Origin of the sequence: Escherichia fergusonii ATCC 35469, assembly GCF_000026225.1 — a bacterium.
Taxonomy (GTDB): Bacteria; Pseudomonadota; Gammaproteobacteria; order Enterobacterales; family Enterobacteriaceae; genus Escherichia; species Escherichia fergusonii.
This window is the reverse complement of sequence record NC_011740.1, coordinates 2,575,297-2,597,413: the sequence shown is the minus strand read 5'-3', so window position 1 is coordinate 2,597,413 and position 22,117 is coordinate 2,575,297. Positions and strand designations below refer to the sequence as shown.

The 22,117-nt window shown below is 50.2% G+C and carries 21 protein-coding genes and 1 pseudogene; 6 read left to right on the top strand and 16 right to left on the bottom strand.

Features of this window, described 5'->3' with window-relative positions:
- Nucleotides 1-4 precede the first annotated feature (4 nt).
- Complete coding sequence (pheP, locus tag EFER_RS12770) at nucleotides 5-1,381, top strand: phenylalanine transporter (RefSeq protein ID WP_000786320.1); 1,377 nt, start codon at nucleotides 5-7, stop codon at nucleotides 1,379-1,381.
- Nucleotides 1,382-1,460: 79 nt separating this feature from the next.
- Here the strand turns inward: pheP and ybdG are convergent, their stop codons facing one another.
- The 6 genes and pseudogenes from ybdG to EFER_RS24785 form a co-directional block, all read right to left on the bottom strand.
- Nucleotides 1,461-2,708 (bottom strand): mechanosensitive ion channel YbdG, encoded by a 1,248-nt coding sequence (ybdG, locus tag EFER_RS12765; RefSeq protein ID WP_001153125.1) that lies wholly within the window; start codon nucleotides 2,706-2,708, stop codon nucleotides 1,461-1,463.
- A 107-nt stretch (nucleotides 2,709-2,815) separates the two neighbouring features.
- Nucleotides 2,816-3,469 (bottom strand): oxygen-insensitive NAD(P)H nitroreductase, encoded by a 654-nt coding sequence (gene nfsB / locus EFER_RS12760; RefSeq protein ID WP_000351455.1) that lies wholly within the window; start codon nucleotides 3,467-3,469, stop codon nucleotides 2,816-2,818.
- A 94-nt stretch (nucleotides 3,470-3,563) separates the two neighbouring features.
- Entirely contained in the window at nucleotides 3,564-3,932 is a 369-nt protein-coding gene (locus EFER_RS12755) for an MmcQ/YjbR family DNA-binding protein (RefSeq protein WP_000360942.1), read from the bottom strand.
- 64 nt (nucleotides 3,933-3,996) lie between these two features.
- Nucleotides 3,997-4,245, bottom strand: coding sequence for a DUF1158 domain-containing protein (locus EFER_RS12750; protein ID WP_000682513.1), 249 nt, complete (start codon nucleotides 4,243-4,245; stop codon nucleotides 3,997-3,999).
- 65 nt (nucleotides 4,246-4,310) lie between these two features.
- Nucleotides 4,311-5,429 carry a YbdK family carboxylate-amine ligase gene (locus EFER_RS12745; RefSeq protein WP_001132171.1) on the bottom strand — a complete coding sequence of 373 codons (1,119 nt, stop codon included), beginning with the start codon at nucleotides 5,427-5,429 and terminating at the stop codon, nucleotides 4,311-4,313.
- 253 nt (nucleotides 5,430-5,682) lie between these two features.
- A pseudogene (locus tag EFER_RS24785) lies at nucleotides 5,683-5,912 on the bottom strand (hypothetical protein).
- Between EFER_RS24785 and hokE (EFER_RS12740) the strand changes: the two are divergent.
- Both hokE (EFER_RS12740) and hokE (EFER_RS12735) read left to right on the top strand, forming a co-directional pair.
- Nucleotides 5,881-6,033 (top strand): type I toxin-antitoxin system toxin HokE, encoded by a 153-nt coding sequence (gene hokE, locus EFER_RS12740; RefSeq protein ID WP_000956465.1) that lies wholly within the window; start codon nucleotides 5,881-5,883, stop codon nucleotides 6,031-6,033. The pseudogene EFER_RS24785 and the gene hokE (EFER_RS12740) sit on opposite strands and share 32 nt — an antisense overlap.
- Nucleotides 6,034-6,383: 350 nt before the next feature.
- Nucleotides 6,384-6,536 carry a type I toxin-antitoxin system toxin HokE gene (gene hokE, locus EFER_RS12735; protein WP_000956472.1) on the top strand — a complete coding sequence of 51 codons (153 nt, stop codon included), beginning with the start codon at nucleotides 6,384-6,386 and terminating at the stop codon, nucleotides 6,534-6,536.
- A 109-nt stretch (nucleotides 6,537-6,645) separates the two neighbouring features.
- Here hokE (EFER_RS12735) and EFER_RS12730 read toward each other — a convergent pair whose 3' ends face one another.
- The 8 genes from EFER_RS12730 to EFER_RS12695 form a co-directional block, all read right to left on the bottom strand.
- Nucleotides 6,646-7,431, bottom strand: coding sequence for an SDR family oxidoreductase (locus EFER_RS12730; protein WP_000560683.1), 786 nt, complete (start codon nucleotides 7,429-7,431; stop codon nucleotides 6,646-6,648).
- 32 nt (nucleotides 7,432-7,463) lie between these two features.
- Nucleotides 7,464-8,261, bottom strand: coding sequence for an SDR family oxidoreductase (locus EFER_RS12725; protein ID WP_001189479.1), 798 nt, complete (start codon nucleotides 8,259-8,261; stop codon nucleotides 7,464-7,466).
- 53 nt (nucleotides 8,262-8,314) lie between these two features.
- Complete coding sequence (locus tag EFER_RS12720) at nucleotides 8,315-9,382, bottom strand: ABC transporter permease (protein ID WP_001072400.1); 1,068 nt, start codon at nucleotides 9,380-9,382, stop codon at nucleotides 8,315-8,317.
- Between the two features lie 17 nt (nucleotides 9,383-9,399).
- Nucleotides 9,400-10,944 (bottom strand): sugar ABC transporter ATP-binding protein, encoded by a 1,545-nt coding sequence (locus EFER_RS12715; RefSeq protein ID WP_000937458.1) that lies wholly within the window; start codon nucleotides 10,942-10,944, stop codon nucleotides 9,400-9,402.
- 1 nt (nucleotide 10,945) lies between these two features.
- The gene (locus EFER_RS12710) at nucleotides 10,946-11,566 is read right to left on the bottom strand and encodes a DUF2291 family protein (protein ID WP_000359100.1); all 621 of its coding nucleotides are present in this window, start codon (nucleotides 11,564-11,566) and stop codon (nucleotides 10,946-10,948) included.
- Nucleotides 11,567-11,612: 46 nt separating this feature from the next.
- Nucleotides 11,613-12,548 carry a D-ribose ABC transporter substrate-binding protein gene (locus EFER_RS12705; protein ID WP_000776800.1) on the bottom strand — a complete coding sequence of 312 codons (936 nt, stop codon included), beginning with the start codon at nucleotides 12,546-12,548 and terminating at the stop codon, nucleotides 11,613-11,615.
- A gap of 103 nt (nucleotides 12,549-12,651) precedes the next feature.
- Nucleotides 12,652-14,172 carry an FGGY family carbohydrate kinase gene (locus EFER_RS12700; RefSeq protein WP_000457343.1) on the bottom strand — a complete coding sequence of 507 codons (1,521 nt, stop codon included), beginning with the start codon at nucleotides 14,170-14,172 and terminating at the stop codon, nucleotides 12,652-12,654.
- Nucleotides 14,173-14,522: 350 nt separating this feature from the next.
- Nucleotides 14,523-15,473 (bottom strand): sugar-binding transcriptional regulator, encoded by a 951-nt coding sequence (locus tag EFER_RS12695; protein ID WP_001118419.1) that lies wholly within the window; start codon nucleotides 15,471-15,473, stop codon nucleotides 14,523-14,525.
- Between the two features lie 362 nt (nucleotides 15,474-15,835).
- On the opposite strand from EFER_RS12695, the gene EFER_RS12690 reads away from it, so the two are divergent.
- Together EFER_RS12690 and EFER_RS12685 are read left to right on the top strand one after the other, a co-directional pair.
- Entirely contained in the window at nucleotides 15,836-16,666 is an 831-nt protein-coding gene (locus EFER_RS12690) for a transketolase (RefSeq protein ID WP_001070509.1), read from the top strand.
- Nucleotides 16,659-17,594, top strand: coding sequence for a transketolase family protein (locus EFER_RS12685; RefSeq protein WP_001246061.1), 936 nt, complete (start codon nucleotides 16,659-16,661; stop codon nucleotides 17,592-17,594). Before EFER_RS12690 ends, EFER_RS12685 begins: the two co-directional genes overlap by 8 nt.
- A gap of 1 nt (nucleotide 17,595) precedes the next feature.
- On the opposite strand, the gene entD is transcribed toward EFER_RS12685, so the two are convergent.
- On the bottom strand, nucleotides 17,596-18,255 hold the full coding sequence (gene entD / locus EFER_RS12680; protein WP_077626331.1) for an enterobactin synthase subunit EntD: 660 nt from the start codon (nucleotides 18,253-18,255) through the stop codon (nucleotides 17,596-17,598).
- A 174-nt stretch (nucleotides 18,256-18,429) separates the two neighbouring features.
- Nucleotides 18,430-20,670, bottom strand: coding sequence for a siderophore enterobactin receptor FepA (gene fepA, locus EFER_RS12675; RefSeq protein WP_001034939.1), 2,241 nt, complete (start codon nucleotides 20,668-20,670; stop codon nucleotides 18,430-18,432).
- Nucleotides 20,671-20,912: 242 nt separating this feature from the next.
- Here fepA and fes point away from each other — a divergent pair, with 242 nt between their 5' ends.
- Nucleotides 20,913-22,115 (top strand): enterochelin esterase, encoded by a 1,203-nt coding sequence (fes, locus tag EFER_RS12670; RefSeq protein WP_000125796.1) that lies wholly within the window; start codon nucleotides 20,913-20,915, stop codon nucleotides 22,113-22,115.
- The last annotated feature ends 2 nt before the right edge of the window (nucleotides 22,116-22,117 follow it).

Genomic DNA, 22,117 nt, shown 5'->3' with positions numbered 1-22,117 from the left:
AGGCGTGAAAAACGCGTCAACCGTATCGGAAGATACTGCGTCGAATCAAGAGCCGACGCTTCATCGCGGATTACATAACCGTCATATTCAACTGATTGCGCTGGGTGGCGCAATTGGTACTGGTCTGTTTCTTGGCATTGGCCCGGCGATTCAGATGGCGGGTCCGGCTGTATTGCTGGGCTACGGCGTCGCCGGGATCATCGCTTTCCTGATTATGCGCCAGCTTGGCGAAATGGTGGTCGAAGAGCCGGTATCTGGTTCGTTTGCCCACTTTGCCTATAAATACTGGGGACCGTTCGCCGGGTTCCTCTCCGGCTGGAACTACTGGGTGATGTTCGTGCTGGTGGGAATGGCAGAGCTGACCGCTGCGGGCATCTATATGCAGTACTGGTTCCCGGATGTTCCAACGTGGATTTGGGCTGCCGCCTTCTTTATTATCATCAACGCCGTTAACCTGGTAAACGTGCGCTTATATGGCGAAACCGAGTTCTGGTTTGCGCTGATTAAAGTGCTGGCGATCATCGGTATGATCGGCTTTGGCCTGTGGCTGCTGTTTTCTGGGCACGGCGGCGAGAAAGCCAGTATCGACAACCTCTGGCGCTACGGTGGTTTCTTCGCCACCGGCTGGAATGGGCTGATTTTGTCGCTGGCGGTGATTATGTTCTCCTTCGGCGGTCTGGAGCTGATTGGGATTACTGCCGCTGAAGCGCGCGATCCGGAAAAAAGCATCCCTAAAGCAGTGAATCAGGTGGTGTATCGCATCCTGCTGTTTTATATCGGTTCACTGGTGGTTTTACTGGCACTCTACCCGTGGGTGGAAGTGAAATCCAACAGTAGCCCGTTTGTGATGATTTTCCATAATCTCGACAGCAACGTGGTAGCTTCTGCGCTGAACTTCGTCATTCTGGTAGCTTCGCTGTCGGTGTATAACAGCGGGGTTTACTCTAACAGCCGCATGCTGTTTGGCCTTTCTGTGCAGGGTAATGCGCCGAAGTTTTTGACTCGCGTCAGCCGTCGCGGCGTGCCGATCAACTCGCTGATGCTTTCCGGGGCGATCACTTCTCTGGTGGTGCTGATTAACTATCTGCTGCCGCAAAAAGCGTTTGGTCTGCTGATGGCGCTGGTGGTGGCAACGCTGCTGTTGAACTGGATTATGATCTGTCTGGCGCATCTGCGTTTTCGCGCGGCGATGCGACGTCAGGGGCGTGAAACACAGTTTAAAGCGCTGCTTTATCCATTCGGCAACTATCTCTGCATTGCCTTCCTTGGCATGATTTTGCTGCTGATGTGCACGATGGATGATATGCGCTTGTCAGCGATTTTGCTGCCAGTGTGGATTGTATTCCTGTTTGTGGCGTTTAAAACGCTGCGTCGGAAATAAGGCGTTCACGCTACATCCGACAAAACGATGTCAACCATCCGAAACCGCTCTCATCCATTCGATGAGAGCGGTTTTTTAATTACTGCTTAAATGCACCTGCCAGGGAGCGAATATCATTGCCGGTTGGCGACTGATGAAGCCGCAGACCAAACTCTTCGACAATCGCAAATATGTGGTCGAAAATATCAGCCTGAATACTTTCATATTCCAGCCACACCACGGTGTTGGTAAACGCATAGATCTCAAGCGGTAAACCATTATCTCCCGGTGCCAGTTGGCGCACCATTAAGGTCATATCTTTACGAATCCGCGGATGGTTACGTAGATATTCGTTCAGATAGGCGCGAAAGGTTCCAATATTGGTCATTCGACGCAGGTTTAATACTGACTCCGTAGAACCTTGCTGGCGATTCCACTCATTAATTTCCTGATGGCGGCTGGTTAAATAAGGTTTTAACAAATGCGCTTTATTCAGACGTTGCATTTCGTCTTCATCAAGAAAATGAATACTGGTGACATCAATGCTGATACTGCGTTTAATACGTCGCCCGCCGGATGCTGACATCCCGCTCCAGTTTTTAAAGGAGTCAGAAACCAGAGACCAGGTAGGAATAGTGGTAATGGTATTGTCCCAGTTACGCACTTTGACGGTGGTTAACCCAATATCGATCACCGCGCCATCCGCGCCGTATTTCGGCATCTCCAGCCAGTCGCCCAGTTTCAGCATATCGTTCGCGGAAAGCTGAATACCTGCCACCAGACCAAGAATCGGATCTTTAAATACCAACATCAGCACGGCAGCCATTGCACCAAGACCGCTGATCAGAATCGCTGGCGATTGACCAATCAGCAGCGAAATCATCAAAATGCCGACCAGAATCGCGCCGATCAGTTTAATCCCCTGAAATATCCCTTTCAGCGGTAACTGAGACGCCGCCGGGAATTTCTGCGCCAGATTCAAAATAACATCCAGCAACGAGAAGACTGAAAGCAGTGCATACATCATGATCCACAACTGCGCGCAGGTGGTCAGAATATCAGCCGCTTCGGTGCCTTTTTGCAGCCAGAATATCGCCTGAATATTGACGATAATCCCCTGCAAGGTGAAAGCTAAACGGTGGAAGAGTTTATTCTGGGTAATGATTTGCAACCATAGCCGTGAACTGGCGATGGCACGTTTTTCGAAGGTCCGTAGTACTACCCAGTGCAAAATAATATGCACTACAACGGCAGTCAGAAAAATAATACCGAAAATCATCACCATCGAGGTGGTGTGATCAAACTCAATACCCGCTAAATCTTCAACCTGGGATATTAAATCCTGCATAACGTCTCCTTTATACAACAGTAGCCTATGATGACGGCTGAAACAGGGTTATGCAAATCAGGATAATCTGAGGGGAAATAGCCGGGCGGATGCCCGGCAAAGGAGAATTACACTTCAGTTATGGTGATGTTTTGCGGCAGACGGGATTTCGGCAGTGTAGCGTTGAAATCTTCGACGCTGTGATGACCTACCGGAACAACCACCAGGCTGGTGTAGCCTTTCTCTTTCAGACCAAATTCTTCATCGAGGATTGCGGCGTCAAAACCTTCGATTGGCACCGCGTCCAGACCCAGCGCCGCAACGCCCAGCAGGAAGTTACCGACGTTGAGGTAAACCTGTTTTGCCATCCACTCAGCATCATCATGCAGATCTTTACGGTGCATATCGGCGAAGAATTTGCGACCTTTATCGTTCGCGGCTTTCGCTTCCGGCGTGGCAAAGCGGCCATCGGCATCTTCCTGGTCAACAACCTGTTTCAGCCAGGCATCGTCCATCGCGGTTTTCGCGCAGAACACCACGACGTGCGAGGCATCAAGCATTTTGCGCTCGTTGAACACGTAATTATCGGCGGCGGATTTGGCAACACGCGCTTTGCCTTCTTCCGTGCTGGCAACAATAAAATGCCACGGCTGGGAGTTGGTGCTGGATGGGCTGTATTGCAGAAGAGTTTTGATCTGCTCGGCCTGTTCTGGGGTAAGTTTTTTGCTGGCATCAAATGCCTTAGTGGAATGACGCTTTAAGGCGACAGAAATGATATCCATAAAGACTCCATGTGTATGTAATTTTGCGTGCCAGCAGATTACAAGGTTCAACGAGAAATGGTAAGTGAGAAAAATGCGCTATAGATTTTCGCTTTTAGTCTGGGCGCACTCTTTTTTGATCGCGTTTAGATAAGCCATCAACCACTAAATTCCATGAATCATCGATAAGATCGCGCAGTAACGCTTCGGAGATCTCATCGCCTGGATACACTGAAATCCAGTGCTTCTTATTCATGTGATACCCTGGCTTAATGCTCGGATATATCTGCTGATTTAACAGGGATTTTTGTGGATCGGACTTCAAATTGATAAAGGGGACGCCGCGCAGCTCCGACGACAGCATAAAAATCTTGCCGCCAATTTTAAAGACATCGAACTCCGGGCCAAAAGGCCAGCAAAGCTCGACAAAGGGTAACTCAAGGGCCAGGCGTTTCGCCGTTTCGTGCAGTGATTGCTTATCCATAAACGTTCCTTTAGGCGAAGGAGAATAAGCAAAGTATGCCGTGAAGTACGGCGATAATCGACGTTTAATCCGCCAGTGAGAACCAGCGTTGCCAGATAAAGCGCAGAACAAAATACTCAATTGCGCCCAGCACTAAAAACCACAGGCAAAACAATAAAGTGTAAAGCTGGCTAAGATCCATCAGATGGAACGTGCTCACCAGTTTTTGTGCCAGCGTCAGCCCCAGTGCGGGGGCGGGCAGCAGCAGGCAAGAGAGGAAAGCCATCAGCAAAATGCCTGCTGCGGTGGTCAAAGTTTCTAAAGGGTGTTTCATAACATTGTTAAATGTAAGTTAAAACACCATTGTCAGGGATATTCTTCTGTAAGGCAATTCCCGACTTATTCTCCGGCCCAGATTTCACAATGCTTTTTCACCAGTCCAATCAGCGAGCCGCCATCGGCGACGAAATCACGCATCAGCTGCGCTTCATTCAGACCGCTAACGACCTGGCGATGCAGGGCTTCAATCGCGCTCGATGCGCCAATTTTATCTGCGGAAGGGGCGATTTTTTCCAGCAATCGCAAGGTGTCTTCCGTCAATGGTCGACGATCGCCAGTGTGCGGATCGGTAATGACACCTTCCAGCCCATAACGGCAGGCCTGGAAGCGGTTGAATTTATACAGCAGGTAATCTTTCTCCTGATGTTTGAACGGGCGTTCCGTCAGTAACCAGTGGGCGGTGGCCTGAATTAATCCCGCCATATTTACCGCGTGGCTAAGGGTTAATGGGGTATCCATCACCCGAACTTCCACCGTGCCAAAATGGGGGCTGGGGCGAATATCCCAGTGCAGATCTTTAATGCTGTCGATCATCTTGGTGTAACTCAGACAACGAAACAGGGTTTCAAATTGTTGCCAGTTACTGACCCACGGCATTGGGCCATTGTCGGGAAAGGCGGAAAAAATATTCGGTCTTGAGGAAGCAAAGCGTGTATCCGTTCCCTGCATATACGGCGATGCGGCAGAAAGGGCGATAAAGTGCGGCACAAACCGCGACAAGCCGTGCAGCAAATAAATGGCGTCATCGCCACTGGCGCAGCCAACATGGACATGCTGACCAAAAACGGTCGCCTGCTGAATGAGATAACCAAAGTTTTCCAGCGTTCGTTGATAGCGTTCGTTATCGCATACCTCCTGACGCTGCCATTTCTGAAACGGGTGCGTGCCCCCGCCGCAAATTTCCAGATGATGGTCTGCGGCTGCCTGCAATACGACTTTCTGCATCGCTGAAAATTGCCCGGCAGCCTGGTTGATATCACGGCAAACATCCGTCGCCAGCTCCAGCATGCTTTCGGTGATATCGTGCTTTACTTCCCCGGCAGTGATCTGATTTTTAACCGCGTCAATCAGCGTTGAAGAGTCCTGGCTTAAGTCATAGCCCGGCGGATTAACCACCTGCATTTCCAGTTCAATACCGAGGGTAAAAGGTTCAGAGACTTGAAAATCGGGCATTGGCATAGGTTTCTCTTATGTTGGCGTTTTCATTTCAGTATAGAAGTGGGAGCGGCCGGGGGAGATGCGGAAGTTCTGGAATGTTTCTTTTTTTTGGTGATGGTGAACTGATTGCTACTGAAGCAATTTGGCTACTTTTGCAATGTGCCAAGTTATGGCATAGCTGGCTGGCGGCGGAGAATTTTGACGATTGAGGGGCGAAGGAAAAACTGGCTTAGTTTCGGTTGATCTAATGCGTAGTGAGAAGTCCGAAATAAGACTAACTGTATAAATAAACAGCTATTTTGCTAAGGAAGGGTAAGATGACTGCGGGTGCCTGAAGCTTTCCGGTTTCAGGTTTACTCTGAGGTCTGGAAAGATGAAGCCCCAGGAGATATTTCTATCAACCCTGGGGCTGCCACTCCAAACCCGAACAATTTGGATGGTAGCCCCTTCTTCGCATGGAGGCAATATAAACATGCTGACGAAATATGCCCTTGTGGCAGTCATAGTGCTGTGTTTGACGGTGCTGGGATTTACGCTTCTGGTCGGCGACTCGCTGTGTGAGTTTACGGTGAAGGAACGTAATATTGAGTTTAAGGCTGTTCTCGCTTACGAACCGAAGAAGTAGCCGTTGTGCGGGGAGCAATCCCCGCATATCCGGTTGTCAGGTCAGGATGGTAAGGCACCTGCTTTACACTTTCGCCCGCGGTCAGTGATGGCTGCGGGCGATGTCGTTTTAAGGGCAATGATCAGTTTTGCCAACAGAAGTCCGAAACAGGACTCACTGTATAAATAAACAGCTATTTCGCTAAGGAAGGGTAAGATAACGGCGGGTGCCTGAAGCTTTCCGGTTTCAGGTTTACTCTGAGGTCTGGAAAGATGAAGCCCCAGGAGATATTTCTATCAACCCTGGGGCTGCCACTCCGAACCTCAACAACTCGGATGGTAGTCCCTTCTTCGCATGGAGGCAATATAAACATGCTGACGAAATATTCCCTTGTGGCGGTCATAGTGCTGTGTTTGACAGTGCTGGGATTTACGCTTCTGGTCGGCGACTCGCTGTGTGAGTTCACCGTAAAGGAACGTAATATTGAGTTCAGGGCTGTTCTCGCTTACGAACCGAAGAAGTAGCCGTTGTGCGGGGAGTAATCCCCGCATATCCGGTTGTCAGGTCAGGATGGTAAGGCACCTGCTTTACACTTTCGCCCGCGGTCAGTGATGGCTGCGGGCGAAACCATTTTTACCAGCAGATAAAACCACCATCGACCACCAGATCAACACCAGTGCAGAATGACGCCGCATCGCTGGCAAGGAACAGCGCTGGGCCCGCCATCTCTTCCACTTTCGCCATCCGTTGAATCGGCGTCTGGCTTTCAAACTCCCGTGTCTGATGCACCATTTCAGGTCGGGTATTCATTGGTGTCGCGGTATATCCTGGGCTGATTGAGTTCACGCGGATCCCATTACTCACCCATTCCATCGCAAGACTTTTAGATAAATGAATCACGCCTGCTTTGGAGCTGTTGTAGTGGGCCTGTTCCAGACCGCGATTGACGATAATCCCGGACATTGACGCAATATTTATAATCGAACCGCCTCCGTTCTCTACCATTAACTCGGCTTCCGCCTTACAGGAATTCCACACACCAGTCAGGTTGATATCTATAACGCGTTGCCATTGCTCGCTTTCCATTTCCAGCGCCGGGTTCGCGTTAGCGATTCCAGCGGCGTTTACGGCAATATCCAGACGACCAAAATGTGTTTTTGCCAGAGCGACTGCTGAGCGAAGATCTCTCAACTCCCGAACATCGCCCGTGTAATACAAGGCTTGTCCACCAAGTGCTTCGATATGATTAACCGTCTCTTTAAGTCCGCCATCTTCCCGTAGATCAAAACACACCACTCGTGCGCCTGCGCTGGCAAAAGCCAGAGCGATCATTTGTCCGATACCGCTACCTGCGCCAGTGACAAAGGCGACGCGATCGTGGAGATCAAACAATTGTTGAGCAAAATCTTTTGCGATCATTTTGATATCTCTTTTATGAGCCCGCAGGGGCATTACGACATAATCAGGCCGCCGTCGATGTTGATGGTTTGACCGGTGAGATAACGCGCATCGTCAGAGGCGAGGAAGGCAACCAGTCCGGCAACATCTTCAGGTTTACCGGCACGCTTCATCGGAATACCTTCCACCCATTCCGCCATAAGCTCGCCTTTGCCATAACGCTTGTCATCGGTACTGAGAATTTCTCCCCATACACGGTCGTTGTAGTCCCACATTTCGCTTTCGATAATACCCGGGCAGAAGGCGTTAACAGTGATATTCCATTGCGCCAACTCGTGGGCCAGGCTTTGCGTAATGCCGATCACCCCCATTTTGCTGGCTGCATAGTGTGGGGTATAGATAAACCCCTGACGTCCCTGGCCGGAAGAGGTGTTGATCAGGCAGCCGTGATTCTGTTTCACCATATATTTGGCTGCTTCCCGGCAGCAGAGCCAGACTGCCGTCGTGTTCACCGCCAGCACTTTTTCGAAATCAGCAGTCGGCATCCGATCAAAATAATCGATGGTGATAATGCCCGCATTCTGGATGGAAACATCGATGCTGCCAAAACGTGCAGCCGCTTGTTCATAGAGTGCCTGTACTTGTGCTTCATCTGTCACATCGACTTCTAATGACAAAATGTCAGCCTGATAACGTTGGCGCAGTTGCTCAGCAGTTTCATGAACGCGTGCAGCGTTAGAAACCATCACCAGATTTGCGCCATCGCGGGCGAAGCGTTCAGCGATCCCGGCCCCAATTCCCCGGCATGCCCCGGTAATAACTACAGTCTTACCCTGAAAATTACGTTGCATATGTTTTCCCCTGTATAAGCCGGGCAATTTAATGCCCGGTTGAATGATGTTAATTAACTGGAAAGCGGTTTTACGGCAGGTGAGGCGGCCATCTTTTCTTCATGGCGACGCATCAAAATGACTTTGTTTTGCAATTTTTGCTGGAACTGATCGACCACCACGGCGGTGACGATAACGAGGCCTTTAATGACCATTTGCCAGAAATCACTGACACCCATCATCACCATGCCATCGGCGAGGAAGACAATGACAAAGGCACCGATAATCGAGCCAGAGACACGTCCCCGACCACCCGCCAGCGCAGTTCCACCAAGAACCGTGGCACCAATAGCATCCATTTCGAACATATTGCCGGTCATTGGGTGAGCAGTTTGCAGCTGCGAGGCAACAATCAAACCGACAAATGCGGCGCATAACCCAGAGAACGCATAGACGAACACTTTGACTTTTACGATGGGGACGCCTGCCAGTCGCGCGGCAGATTCATTGCCACCAATGGCATAGATATAACGACCGAGCGGCGTTTTAGTCGTGATCCAGTAGCCTAAAACCAAAAAGCCAATCATCAGCCAGATTGGCAGATAAACGCCTAAAAACGTGCCAGAACCAAGGGTGGCGAAACCCGTGTTGCCCAGCGTTTCTATGCCGTTGAGATTAGGGTAAGTGCTGCCGTCATTAAACAGCAGGGCAGAGCCACGGGCGACGTACATCATACCGAGGGTGCATATAAAGGGCGCGACACCAAAGCGGGTGATTACCGCGCCATTCACCAGTCCCACTAAAATGCCAAATACCGCCACGCAGAGGATCACTTCCGGCACGTTGAAGAAAATAATATTGCCGCTCCACAATGGCAGGCCGTTTGTCAACAGAGCCCCGGCAACCATTCCGCAGATCCCCGCTACCGCGCCGACGGAAAGATCGATGCCGCCGGTCAGGATCACCAGCGTCATTCCGATTGCCAGCAGCCCGGTAATCGCAACGTGTTGAGTCATAATCAGCAGGTTAGAGGCCGTCAGGAAGTTAGGCACCATCACACTAAAGAAGGCGATCACTAACAGCAGAGCGATAAACGTTCTGGCCTTCAACAGGTACATATAGATCATATATTTCTGATTCATAAGAAATTCCAGCCTGATTAATCTTGAGGTGTTGAAGCCGCGATCAGTTTCTCTCGGGTGACTTCGCCCCGGGGGAGATCAGCGGTAATACGGCCATCAGCCATCACCAGAATGCGATCTGCCAGTGCCATGACTTCATCGAGTTCTGAAGAAGAGAACATGACTGCCAGCCCCTGTTGTGCCATTTTTCCCACCAGCTGATAGACATCGGTTTTTGCGCCAACATCAATGCCGCGTGTGGGTTCATCAAGAAACACCACCTGTGGCTGGGTCATCAACGCTTTGCCAAGCACCACTTTTTGCTGGTTACCGCCGCTGAGTGAGGTAATAGGGAGTTCGGCATCGCTGACTTTGATCGCCAGTTGCTGGATCATCTCTTTCACACTGGCGCTCTCTTTTTGCGGATTCAGCCATTTCCAGGCACGGCGAAAACCTTGCAGGCTGAAATCGGATAGCGTCATATTGGACTGAATCGACATCATCTGAACGACGCCTTCGCCCTGGCGATCTTCTGGCACCAACGCCAGCCCCTTTTTGAGCCGCGCCTGGAAATGGCATTTGTCGATGGTTTCACCATTAAGCTGGATCTTCCCACTCTGACAGGGCATCAGGCCCACCAGCCCCTTAAATAGCTCAGTACGTCCTGCGCCCAGCAAGCCGTAAATGCCGATAACTTCGCCTTTACGCAGGCTGAATGTCACATCATTGAGTTTGTAACCACCGCTGGGATGTAGCGCCGTTAACCCCTGTACCGCCAGTACAGTGTTACCTTGTGTAGCTGGTTGATAATCAAAATGTTTTTTCTTATCACCGACCATTTGCGCGATGATCCACGGAATACTGGCATCGCTCACGGCGCGTTCACTAATAAAGCGACCATCACGGAAGATGGTGATGAAATCGCCAATCTCCATCAACTCTTCCAGTCGGTGGGAGATATAAATGATGGTGACACCACGGCGCTTCAGTTGTGCGATCACATTGAAAAGGACTTTGACTTCCGACTGGCTGAGGGCCGACGTCGGTTCATCCATAATCAGTACCCGGGTATCTTTAGAAAGGGCACGGGCAATCTCCACCAGTTGTTGATGACCAATACCAAGTTCTCCCAGTTGGGTATAGGGATCAACATCCAGTTCCAGTCTCTCTAGTAAAGATTTGGCTAATTCATATTGATATTTTTCGTTAATCTTCCCTTTCTGAAAAAATTCATTAGCCATGAAAATGTTATCCATGACATTCATATTCGGGAATAAATTCAGCTCCTGAAAAATGATACTAATTCCATGTTTTTCGGCCTGATGGGTAGAATTTAGGGTAACTTCTTTACCATCAAGAATGATCTTGCCTGAGGAAGGTGTTTCAACCCCCGCCAGCATTTTCATCATTGTGGATTTACCCGCACCGTTTTCACCAATAAGCACATTCACTTTATTGCGATAGACACGGTAATTCACGTTATCTAACGCCACCACACCAGGATAAATGCGCGATAAGTCATGAGTTTCTATGATTACAGGTGATTCATGAGTCTTGGGAGTGTCAATTTCTTGCGGCAACATATTACTCGCCTCCCGCCCTGGCTATTTTCGCAGGCGTTATATCCGGGATAGTTTGCGGAATATCCCATGCAGAAAATATGCCATAAACCTGAACCGTTTCCCCGGTTTTAAGCCTTGCCGACTGAATCATATTGATGGCTTGCTCATTGATAGCACGACCATATTCACCAAATAAAACCTGATCGTTAAAATGCTCATAGCTCGCGCCTTTATATGCATCTCGCAGAAGCGTGCCGCGAAGAGTTGGCCCCGTCTGCACGACAATATTCATGCCGCTGATATCTGCGATGGTCATTTTTCCGCTACGGGATTTTGCATCGATATTGGTGATGCCTCCTTCGACTTTAACGTAGAAAATACACGGGTTTTCTTCTTGAGAACGATAGCCCAGCGTTTTACAGGCAGCATCGACATCTTTTTCTGCCTGTAGCGCCGCCATTAATTCCGCAACCGGACGCGCATTTTCTACCACCTGCGGCACGATATTTTTCTGCCAGGTCTGGTCGATATTTGCCATATGAGGATTAGGCGGGGATTTGAGATCGGCAAGTTCCTGCTGCGAGACGATGCGACATCCACCCAGGCTCAGAATTGCCAGCGCCAGCCAGACTTTTTTATCCATAATATTCTCCTCTGCGCCCTCATTGTGAGGGCGCAACGACCTGGGATCAGGATTTGATATTGAAATCCTGGACTTTATCTGCGTTATCTTTGGTTATCAGAATGCCGCGGAACATCACCCGCTGTTTGGCTGGTTTAACTCCTTTTTGCAGGTAATTATCCAGATCGGTAACACCCTGCGCGGCAATGGCTTGTGCTTGTAACATCACGGTAGCCTGCAATGATTCGGCTTTCACGGCATCGCGTTCATCGTTACTGCCATCAATGCCGACAACAATAACGTCATTGCGATTGGCTGCTTTCAATGCTGCGATAGCTCCCAGTGCAACCGGACCATTACCACAAATCACCCCTTTAACATCGGGATGGGCTTGCAGAATACTGTCCATTATTCGTTTGCCATCAATTAACGTGCCTTTGGCATCTTGCTTCGCCACACTGACCATTTCAGGGAACTGGTCAATGACCTGGTGGAAAGATTTCGAGCGAGTTACGCAATTATTATCAGCAAGATTACAGGTGAGTTCGGCATATTTTCCTTTCTCTCCCATTTTCTCGACAAATACGTTGGCAACTTCCGAGCCAGCCTGGAAGTTATTATGGGTAATTTGCACCAGTGCAACATCATCCACAGGTATTTCGCGATTAATTAATATAACGGGAATACCTGCTTTTTTTGCTTTTTCAATGGCTGCAACACTGGCAGTAGAGTCAGCATTATCTAAAATAATACCCTGAACTTTTTTACCAATTGCAGTATCGATCAGTTCATTCTGTTTTTTGACATCTTCACCATGAGAAAGAATGGTCGTTTTATATCCCAGTTGCTGGGCTTTTTCACTGGCACCTTTCGCTTCCGAGGCGTAATAAGGATTATCCAGTGAATTGACCATAATCATAATGGTTCCTTTTTCTACCGCATGGGCAGAAAAAGAAAGAGCAGTCAGGGTCGCAGCGGTTAACAGTGTTAAACGTAATTTCATGACAATGTTCTCTCTGTGTTGTTATTGTCTGGTACGGTGAAACAACGTAAAGCCTGAATTATTTATGGGCCGGTATTCTCCTTCCGTTGGTTAGTCTTGTTCGTCAAATTGACGATGCCGGTTTCCATAATGTTCTGTTTACCGCATGACGCCACTCCTGCCATCTCTTTTGCAGTCGCTGATGACGCGCCATGTCCGGTTTAAATTCACTGTGTTCAGTTAATAACGTTTTTAAATCTGCAACGGTGCCGGGGGTAAGCGCTTTGCGGGCGAGCAGACCCGCACCAATGGCCGAAAGCTCTGGCACATCACTGCGCATCACCGGGCAACCCAGCAGATCCGCCTGATATTGCATCAACCAGTCATTTTTGGTCGGGCCGCCATCCACCATTAACGCCGATAAGTGAAAATTATCATGCTGTTGCATGGCTTCTACTACATCTGCAATTTGGTAAGTGATTGATTCCAGTGCGGCGCGAATCAAATGCGCGCGCTTTACGCCACGGCTTAAGCCACACACCACGCCGCGAGCACTGTCATCCCACCATGGTGCGCCCAGGCCAGTGAGAGCAGGAACAAAATAAACGCCCATAGTCGAATCCACTGAGGCTGGCAGGGTATTCAGTTCGTGGGCCAGCTCAGCGTCTGTCAGTTCACTTAAACCGGTGCTATCAGCCATCCATGCCACGGCATCCCCGGTGTGGGGGATATTTCCTTCCAGACCGTAAACAATATTTTCGCCGTCATGCCAGGCAATGGTTGTGGCAAGTGTGGCGATATCACACTGAGCAGAGTTGACGGGGGCCATGACGGAAGAACCGGTCCCATAGGTCGCTTTCACACATCCCGCTTCTCCCAACGCATGACCAAAAAGAGCGGCGTGAGAATCGCCCACCATCGCCATGACGGGAATACCATCCGGAATTGTTTTAAGCCCTCGGGTATAACCGAACAGGCCACTGGATGGTTTAATTTCTGGCAATGCAGCGCGTGGAATATGAAACAATGCCAGCATTTCCTCATCCCACTCGCCTGTTTTCAGGTTAAGTAATTGAGTTCGCGCGGCGTTAGAGTGGTCGCAGCAAAATGAATCGCCAGCAGTCAAGTTCCATAGTAACCAGGCATCAATGGTGCCGAGACAAATTTCACCCTGGTCGGCAAGTTGCACACCCTCAGATGTAGATTCCAGTAGCCAACGCATCTTGAAAGCGGAAAATAGCGGGGCGATAGGCAGGCCTGTAGTCGTTTTAATTTGCTGCTCTTTGCCCTCGCGACGAAGTGTTTCACAAAACTCTGCACTGCGCGTGCATTGCCAGGTAATCGCCGCATTGAGTGGTTTTCCACTCTGACGATACCAGCCGATAGCCGTTTCACGCTGATTACTGATAGCCAGAGCCGCTACATTTTCTGCCCCCACGTGGCTGATGGCCTGGGCAATAACGTCAAGCGAGGCAGAGATTAACGCTTCCCCGGATTGCTCAACCCAGCCTTCACGTGGCGTCTGAATAGCAAGTGGTTGAGAAAACTTCGCCACCACGTTACCGAAACCATCAAGTGCGATGGCTTTTGCATTGGTGGTACCCTCATCCAACGCAATAACGAACTCTTTATTTCCTGCAAACATAGGTAGTCTCCTGAGTCACATTGCATCCTGGCGTGGAAGGAGATGAGGCGTTCCTCATGGTCACGTTATTACTTCATCAGGCCCTGCTGTGACATTCTGTGTTAAGGCGTGAATATATATTCGGTATTGATTATTTATTTATACCTTAGCCAGATTATTCTTCCTGAGCTAGAGAAAAAATCATCAAATGTGCTGGCTATCACACTTAGAAGTGTGGTGACAGGGTGAGAAAGCCTCGAGAAGCAGGATTGTTGAATCCTTTCAGTTTATTGATATTAAAAGATTTTTAAGCAATCGCCTTTGCGAGAAGATTTTTTCGCAAAGGCGGGCAGAAGAAAGGGAGGAGAGGATTAATCCGCAATCAGCATTCTGGCGGTGGGGTAATCAGTGATCAAAACATCGATATAACCACCCTGCATGGCGCCTTTGATGGCGGCAACTTTGTCTTTGCCGCCCGCCAGCGCCACCACATTCGGGCATTTTTTGATTTTATCCAGTGCCATACCAATCACTGGATCTTCATCGTCCTGCAACACTGGCTGACCATGTTTATCGTAGTAATGCAGGCAGATATCGCCCACAGCACCGCGATCCGCCAGTACCTGTAACATATCCTCGTGATAATAGTTGCCCGAGGTTTTTAGTAACTGCGAGGGTTCAAGGATACCGATGCCGACAATGGCGATATCGACGTCGTCAAATCTGGCGATAACGTCAGCCACATCCTGGCTTGCCACCAGGCGTTTTTTCTCTTCTACCGAACCTTCAATGCTTTGAGAAGGAAGTAACCAGGCTTCGCAATTCAGATGCTGGGCCAGGGTCTGTGTCAAAATAGTTGCCTGCACATTGCCGTTTGGCCCCACGCCGCCCAGCAGCTGAATAACGCCGCTGGCTTTTAAGTTTTGGGCGTGAACTTCATCGACCATCGCGCGAATCGTAGAACTCCAGGAAGAGACGCCAATGAAATCTTTTGGTCTTAAACGCGTTTCCAGATAGTGCGCGGCGGCAGAGCCGATAGCACGTTTAATGGTATGGTCAGTGGCATCATCTTCGGTATCGACAACAATCGCTTGTTTAATGCCGTAACGCTCTTCAATGCCTTTTTCCAGATTGAGAAAGATATTTGACGGCTGGACAACGCTGATTTTAACCACGCCTTCTTTCTGGCAACGGGTTAGCGCTCTGGAGATAAATGACTGAGAAAGCGAGAGAAGTTGGGCGATGTCAGACTGTTTTCGCCCCTCAAGATAGTAAAGAGTGGCGATCTTCACCAGTAGCCGCTGTTCATCCTGCTTAGCCATATATTTCCCCGTAAATCATTAACGTACCGCCCTTATCTTAGAGGCTTTTATCATACGCGAAAAAAGAAGACAGTTAAGTGTGATGGAGTTCTAACTTTAACCAATCCTTAAAATCAGCGATGGACAAAAATAAAAAACAGGCGGCATAATTGAATAAAGAATCGTTATTGAATATATATTCAATATGATATCAGGTCAACTGATAATTACCCGGACACGTAACTGACGGTGTAAGGAGGCAGAATGTTCCTGAGTATGATGCAGCAGCGTAAGTCTTGCCGCGCAACGCCCTGGGATTTCTGGTTTTTTTAGTCCCCGGTGGAATAAATATTCCATGTTGAAAATAAATTCAGAGGTATTAAATGAATCCCTATAGCTATGATATCCAGACCCTTGAGCGAAAAGCGCGGGCGGTACGCCGCCATATCGTGCGCTTAAATGCCAATAGCCCGGCAGGTGGACACACCGGGGCCGATCTCTCTCAGGTTGAATTACTGACCGCACTCTATTTTCGTATACTCAATGTCGCCCCGGATCGCCTTCACGACGATGACCGGGATATATACATTCAGTCAAAAGGCCATGCTGTTGGATGTTACTACTGCGTGCTGGCGGAAGCAGGATTCTTCCCACTGGAATGGCTTTCCACTTATCAGCAGCCAAATTCACACTTACCCGGCCATCCGGTTCGGCAAAAAACGCCAGGTATTGAACTGAATACCGGAGCACTGGGGCATGGTTTCCCTGTGGCTGTAGGACTTGCGCTGGCGGCGAAAAAAAGTCAAAGCCGTCGTCGTATCTTCTTAATTACTGGCGATGGTGAGCTGGCTGAGGGCAGTAACTGGGAAGCTGCACTGGCGGCGGCGCATTACGGGCTTGATAACCTGGTCATTATTAATGACAAAAATAATCTGCAATTAGCCGGGCCAACGCGCGAAATCATGAACACCGATCCTCTGGCAGAGAAATGGCTGGCATTCGGTATGCAGGTTACTGAATGTCAGGGCAATGATATGGCTTCGGTTGTCGCGACGCTTGAAGAGCTTAAACAGGAAGGCAAACCGAATGTGGTGATTGCCCACACCACTAAAGGGGCAGGCATTTCCTTTATACAAGGGCGTGCGGAATGGCATCACCGGGTGCCGAAAGGCGATGAAATTGAACAGGCACTGGAGGAACTCAAAGATGCGTAACAGTGAACATCTGGCAAATGTGATGGTTCAGGCGTTTATCGATGCCGTAAATGAGGGGATCGATTTGGTGCCTGTGGTGGCTGATTCAACGTCTACGGCAAAAATTGCTCCCTTTATTAAGCAATTTCCTGACCGACTGGTGAATGTGGGTATTGCCGAACAGAGTATGGTTGGTACAGCTGCCGGGCTGGCGCTGGGCGGCAAGGTGGCTGTTACTTGCAATGCCGCGCCGTTTCTTATCGCTCGCGCTAACGAGCAAATCAAGGTTGATGTCTGCTACAACTTTACCAACGTAAAATTGTTCGGTCTGAATGCCGGGGCGAGTTATGGACCGCTAGCGAGCACGCATCATGCGATTGATGACATTGCGGTTATGCGTGGTTTCGGCAATATCCAGATCTTTGCCCCGTCTTCACCGCTGGAGTGCCGTCAGGTGATTGATTATGCCCTTCGCTATCAGGGACCTGTTTATATCCGTATGGACGGTAAAGCCCTGCCGGAAATCCACGATGAGGACTACCGATTTGTGCCTGGTGCCGTGGTGACTTTACGCGAGGGCAGCGAACTGGCGCTGGTAGCCACAGGTTCTACCGTTCATGAAGTGGTCGATGCCGCAGAACTTTTAGCGCAATCTGGTATCGCGGCTACAGTTGTCAGCGTACCGTCGATTCGCCCATGCGACACCAAAGCATTGCTGGCAGTGTTAAAAGGATGCAAAGCAGTGATGACGGTTGAAGAGCATAACGTCAATGGCGGCCTTGGTAGCCTGGTCGCGGAAGTGTTGGCAGAGGCCGGAACGGGGATCAAATTAAAACGCGCGGGCATTATGGATGGAGAATATGCCGCAGCGGCGGATCGTGGGTGGTTGCGTCAGCATCATGGCTTTGATGCTGCCGGAATTGCAGCTCAGGCACGGGAAATGCTTTGAATTATCCGCCAGACAACCCGCATGCGGCAGTGTGCGGGTGTTTATCTGCCCGGCACAAGGTAATAACGTTATTACCCCTTACTAACCACTGCACAATATGGTCGCCATTCGGCCCACTTATCTTCATCTGTTGATGCTGACAATTTCCAATTTGGTAGTGCTGAAAACCGGCATCAGTTTGGATCTCGCCTGTCTTAAATGCGCTCTCTTTGGCGGAAAATGCCAGTGTCAGCGCCAGAGAAAAGGTTAAACCGCATTCTGCGAGTCGCTCGTGTTCTGCTGGTGTAATAATGTTGTCTGTCAATTCTCTTGCGGTTTGTACAGAGAAAATCTCTTCGATATCAATGCCAATCTGTTGACGGGATACCACTGCCAATGCCGTAGTCCCGCAGTGGCTAATACTGCCGTATACCTCCGCAGGCCACACAGGTTGGCGTAGCTCGCCGATTGCGGGCACACATTTATAGCCATATTCCCGCAAGGCGTAAACAGCAGCGATCCGTCCGGCTAAATGCTCTGTTTTACGTTTACGTCCAGCGTGTTGCAGTTGTGCGTAGTGTGGCAGCCAGAGTAAATCCTGCTCGCGAAAACTTACTGGATCGAACTCAACAAAATGCAGCGTATGTCCGGCAAAGGGGAGGGAGGTATGCGTAGTTTTCATGTCGACCATATTAGAGACTGATGACAAACGCAAAACTGCCTGATGCGCTACGCTTATCAGGCCTACACTATCCTGCAATATATTGAATTGGCAAGATTTTTGTAGGCCGGATAAGGCGTTCACGCCGCATCCGGCATGAACGACGCGCACTTTGTCAACAATCTGACGTTAGCATCAGAAGTGAGTGTTTACGCTCATATACCATGTACGTCCCGGCTCGTTATAGGTATACGCCCCGGCACCCGCGATATAGTTGGCTCCTGCCAAATCGCCCGTGGTCTGGGCATTACCCGCACGCCACAAACGCTTGTCGAACAGGTTGTCCACGCCGCCGGTCAGACTGACATTCTTCGTCACATCCCAGGTCGCGCTCAGGCCCACAATGCTGTACGGACTGATTTCTTTGGTTTCCGGTCCAACCGCTGGCTGACCTTTATAGTTGTACTTCTTCGGCTGCTGCTTGCCGTACCAGGTGAAGGTCGTTTGCATCGACAAATCTTCCCGTGCCTGCCAGCTCAGCGTTGAGTTCAACGTATATTCCGGGATGATCGATAAACGGTCGCCCGTGGTTTTGTTTTCACTCTTCAGCATATAAGTGATGTTATTGGTCCACATCACCGTTTCGCTAACCGGCACATTTAACGATCCTTCCAGACCTTCAACCACCGCTTTTGGAACGTTATCCCACTGATAGAGATCGGTGCCGACTGCGTTTTGCCCGACAGCCACATAGCCCGCTTCAATCTTATTGCGATAATCGTTACGGAACCAGGTGACACCCGCCAGCCAGCCGTCGCGTTTGAACTCCAGACCAATCTCTTTGTTGATGCTGGTTTCCGCTTTCAGGTCATCATTACCTTGCAAATAGCAGCCGCCCGCGCTGGCATAGCAGCCCTGACCTTTACTGTAGAGAATGTAGTTCGGGTTAGTCTGGTACAGGCTCGGCGCTTTATAAGCACGGGCGATGCCCATTTTCAGCGTGAAGTCATCGCCTAAACCTTGCGATATATTCAGCGCCGGACTCCAGTTATTGCCGACAATGCTGTGATGATCGAAACGCAGCCCCGGCGTTACGATGGTGCTGTCAGTCAGCTCCATATTGTTTTCGGCAAACAGCGAGAAAATTTCTGCCTTTGAATATGGGCTACGGTCAGTAGCACTTACACCATCAATAGCACCGCCGGTATTCGTTCCGGTCAGGGCCTGGGTGTTGGAACTTAAGTCCTTCATCCGCTGCTGATTCCACTCAGTCCCCAGCGTCAGCGTCTGGTTAACGAGGAAATCAATCGGCAGGTTAACTTCGCTGTGCAACATCACGTCATCAAGATCGATATCGACGAAATCTTGTGTCGCTTTTTCGTTAAATTTCCCTTCGGTGCCGCCCGCCAAACCTTCCGGTATACGCGAGTTACGGGTGTGTTCGTACTGCACCCAATTGCTGGTGGTCACGCCGTTATCCCAGCCACCGTTCCAGGTCAGCGAGTAGTTCTGGCGATACAGGCGGTTGGTTTCATCGCCATATTTAGAGCGAGTGTAAGCGTCAGAGTTGGTGTTCTGGGTGTCACCCGCATACAGGTTACCCTGGCGGCTGTAGCCCGCTTCAAGTTCGAGTGACTGCATAGGGGCGAAGTCCCAACGCACCACGCCATTGATATCTTTGTTGATCACCCCTTCGCGCCCGGCTGGTAACGTCGTGGCATAGGTTCCGGCACGCGCGGACTGATGGCCCTGGTTAATATCCCACGCATCAGCCTGAGTTTTGTCGAGGTTGCCATATAAACGAAAGCTGAATTGGTCGCCCAGCGGACCGGTCAAGCTAAAGTTGGTGCGTTTGGTGGCACCTTCCTCTTTATGTTCTGGCGCATTGAAATAAGCATCCCAGGAGCCGTGCCACTCGCCGCTGCCTTTTTTGGTAATGATGTTAACCACGCCGCCCGCCGCGCCGTTGCCATAACGCGCAGCTGCCGGACCACGCAGAACTTCAATACGTTCAATCATTTCAGGCGGCACCCAGGAGGTATCACCACGGGTATCACGCTCGCCACGCCAGCCCTGACGCACCGAGTTACGGCTGCTGACAGGCTTACCGTCAATCAAAATCAGCGTGTTTTCCGGACCCATGCCGCGAATATCAATCTGGCGGTTATTACCACGCTGACCACTGGTGGAGTTACCGGTCAGGTTAACGCCAGGCATGGTACGAATGATCTCCGACACATCGCGGGCAACCGGGTTTTTGCGGATTTCATCTGCGGTGATGGTCGAAACGCCAGGCGCCTGCAAGTTCTGCTCGGCGGCGGTAACGACAATAGTATCGTCATGTGAAACAGGAGTATCGGTTGGCTCTTGTGCCTGCGCTACCCCATAAATCCCCAGATTGACCAACAAGGCCAGGGAATGAATCTTCTTGTTCATTGTTTTATTCCTGCATTTTTGCCACGAATTGCAACTGTCGGGCGTAGTCGTCATCAATACGACGTATCCCGCTACCGCGAAAACCTTTGATCCTGAAAGACACGCAGTGCAGTTGATTAATTAATGTCCGCGCTTCCCACGGCGCGCCATTACGCTATTGCAAATGCAAATAGTTATCAATAATATTATCAATATATTTCTGCAATCAATGAAAAATTGCACAGTAAACATGGGGTTATGGTGTGACAGCGTTAAAAGTAGGAAGTGAGAGCTGGTGGCAGTCGAAACATGGCCCGGAATGTCAGCGTCTGAATGACAAAATGTATCAGGTCACTTTCTGGTGGCGTGATCCACAAGGTGCTGAAGACCACTCGACGATAAAGCGCGTATGGGTCTATATCACTGGCGTGACCGATCACCATCAGAACAGCCAACCCCAGTCGATGCAGCGAATTGCAGGGACCGATGTCTGGCAGTGGACGACACAACTCAATGCCAACTGGCGCGGCAGCTACTGTTTTATTCCTACCGAACGTGATGACATTTTTTCTGCACCATCCCCTGATCGCCTTGAATTGCGCGAAGGCTGGCGAAAACTATTACCCCAGGCGATAGCCGATCCGCTGAATCCACAAAGCTGGAAAGGTGGGCGAGGGCACGCTGTTTCTGCACTTGAAATGCCGCAAGCGCCCCTGCAACCTGGATGGGATTGTCCGCAAGCGCCAGAAACGCCTGCCAAAGAAATTATCTGGAAAAGTGAACGGTTGAAAAATTCACGCCGTGTATGGATTTTTACCACCGGCGATGCAACAGCAGAAGAACGTCCGCTGGCAGTTTTACTTGATGGCGAATTTTGGGCGCAGAGTATGCCCGTCTGGCCTGCGCTGACTTCTCTGACCCATCGTCAGCAACTTCCTCCCGCCGTGTACGTGTTGATCGACTCTATCGACACCACGCAACGTGCCCACGAACTGCCATGTAATGCGGATTTCTGGCTGGCAGCACAGCAAGAGTTATTACCCCAGGTGAAAACTATCGCCCCCTTTAGCGATCGCGCCGATCTTACTGTGGTCGCCGGGCAGAGTTTTGGTGGGCTTTCCGCGCTGTATGCCGGACTGCGCTGGCCTGAACGCTTTGGCTGTGTATTAAGCCAGTCGGGATCGTACTGGTGGCCGCATCGGGGCGGGCAGCAAGAGGGCGTGTTACTTGAACAGCTCAAAGCTGGTGAAGTTAGCGCCGAAGGTCTGCGCATTGTGCTGGAAGCGGGTATTCGCGAGCCGATGATCATGCGGGCCAATCAGGCGCTGTATGCGCAATTAACCCCCCTAAAAGAATCCATTTTCTGGCGTCAGGTTGACGGCGGACATGATGCGCTTTGTTGGCGCGGTGGCTTGATGCAGGGGCTAATCGACCTCTGGCAACCACTTTTCCATGACAGGAGTTGAAT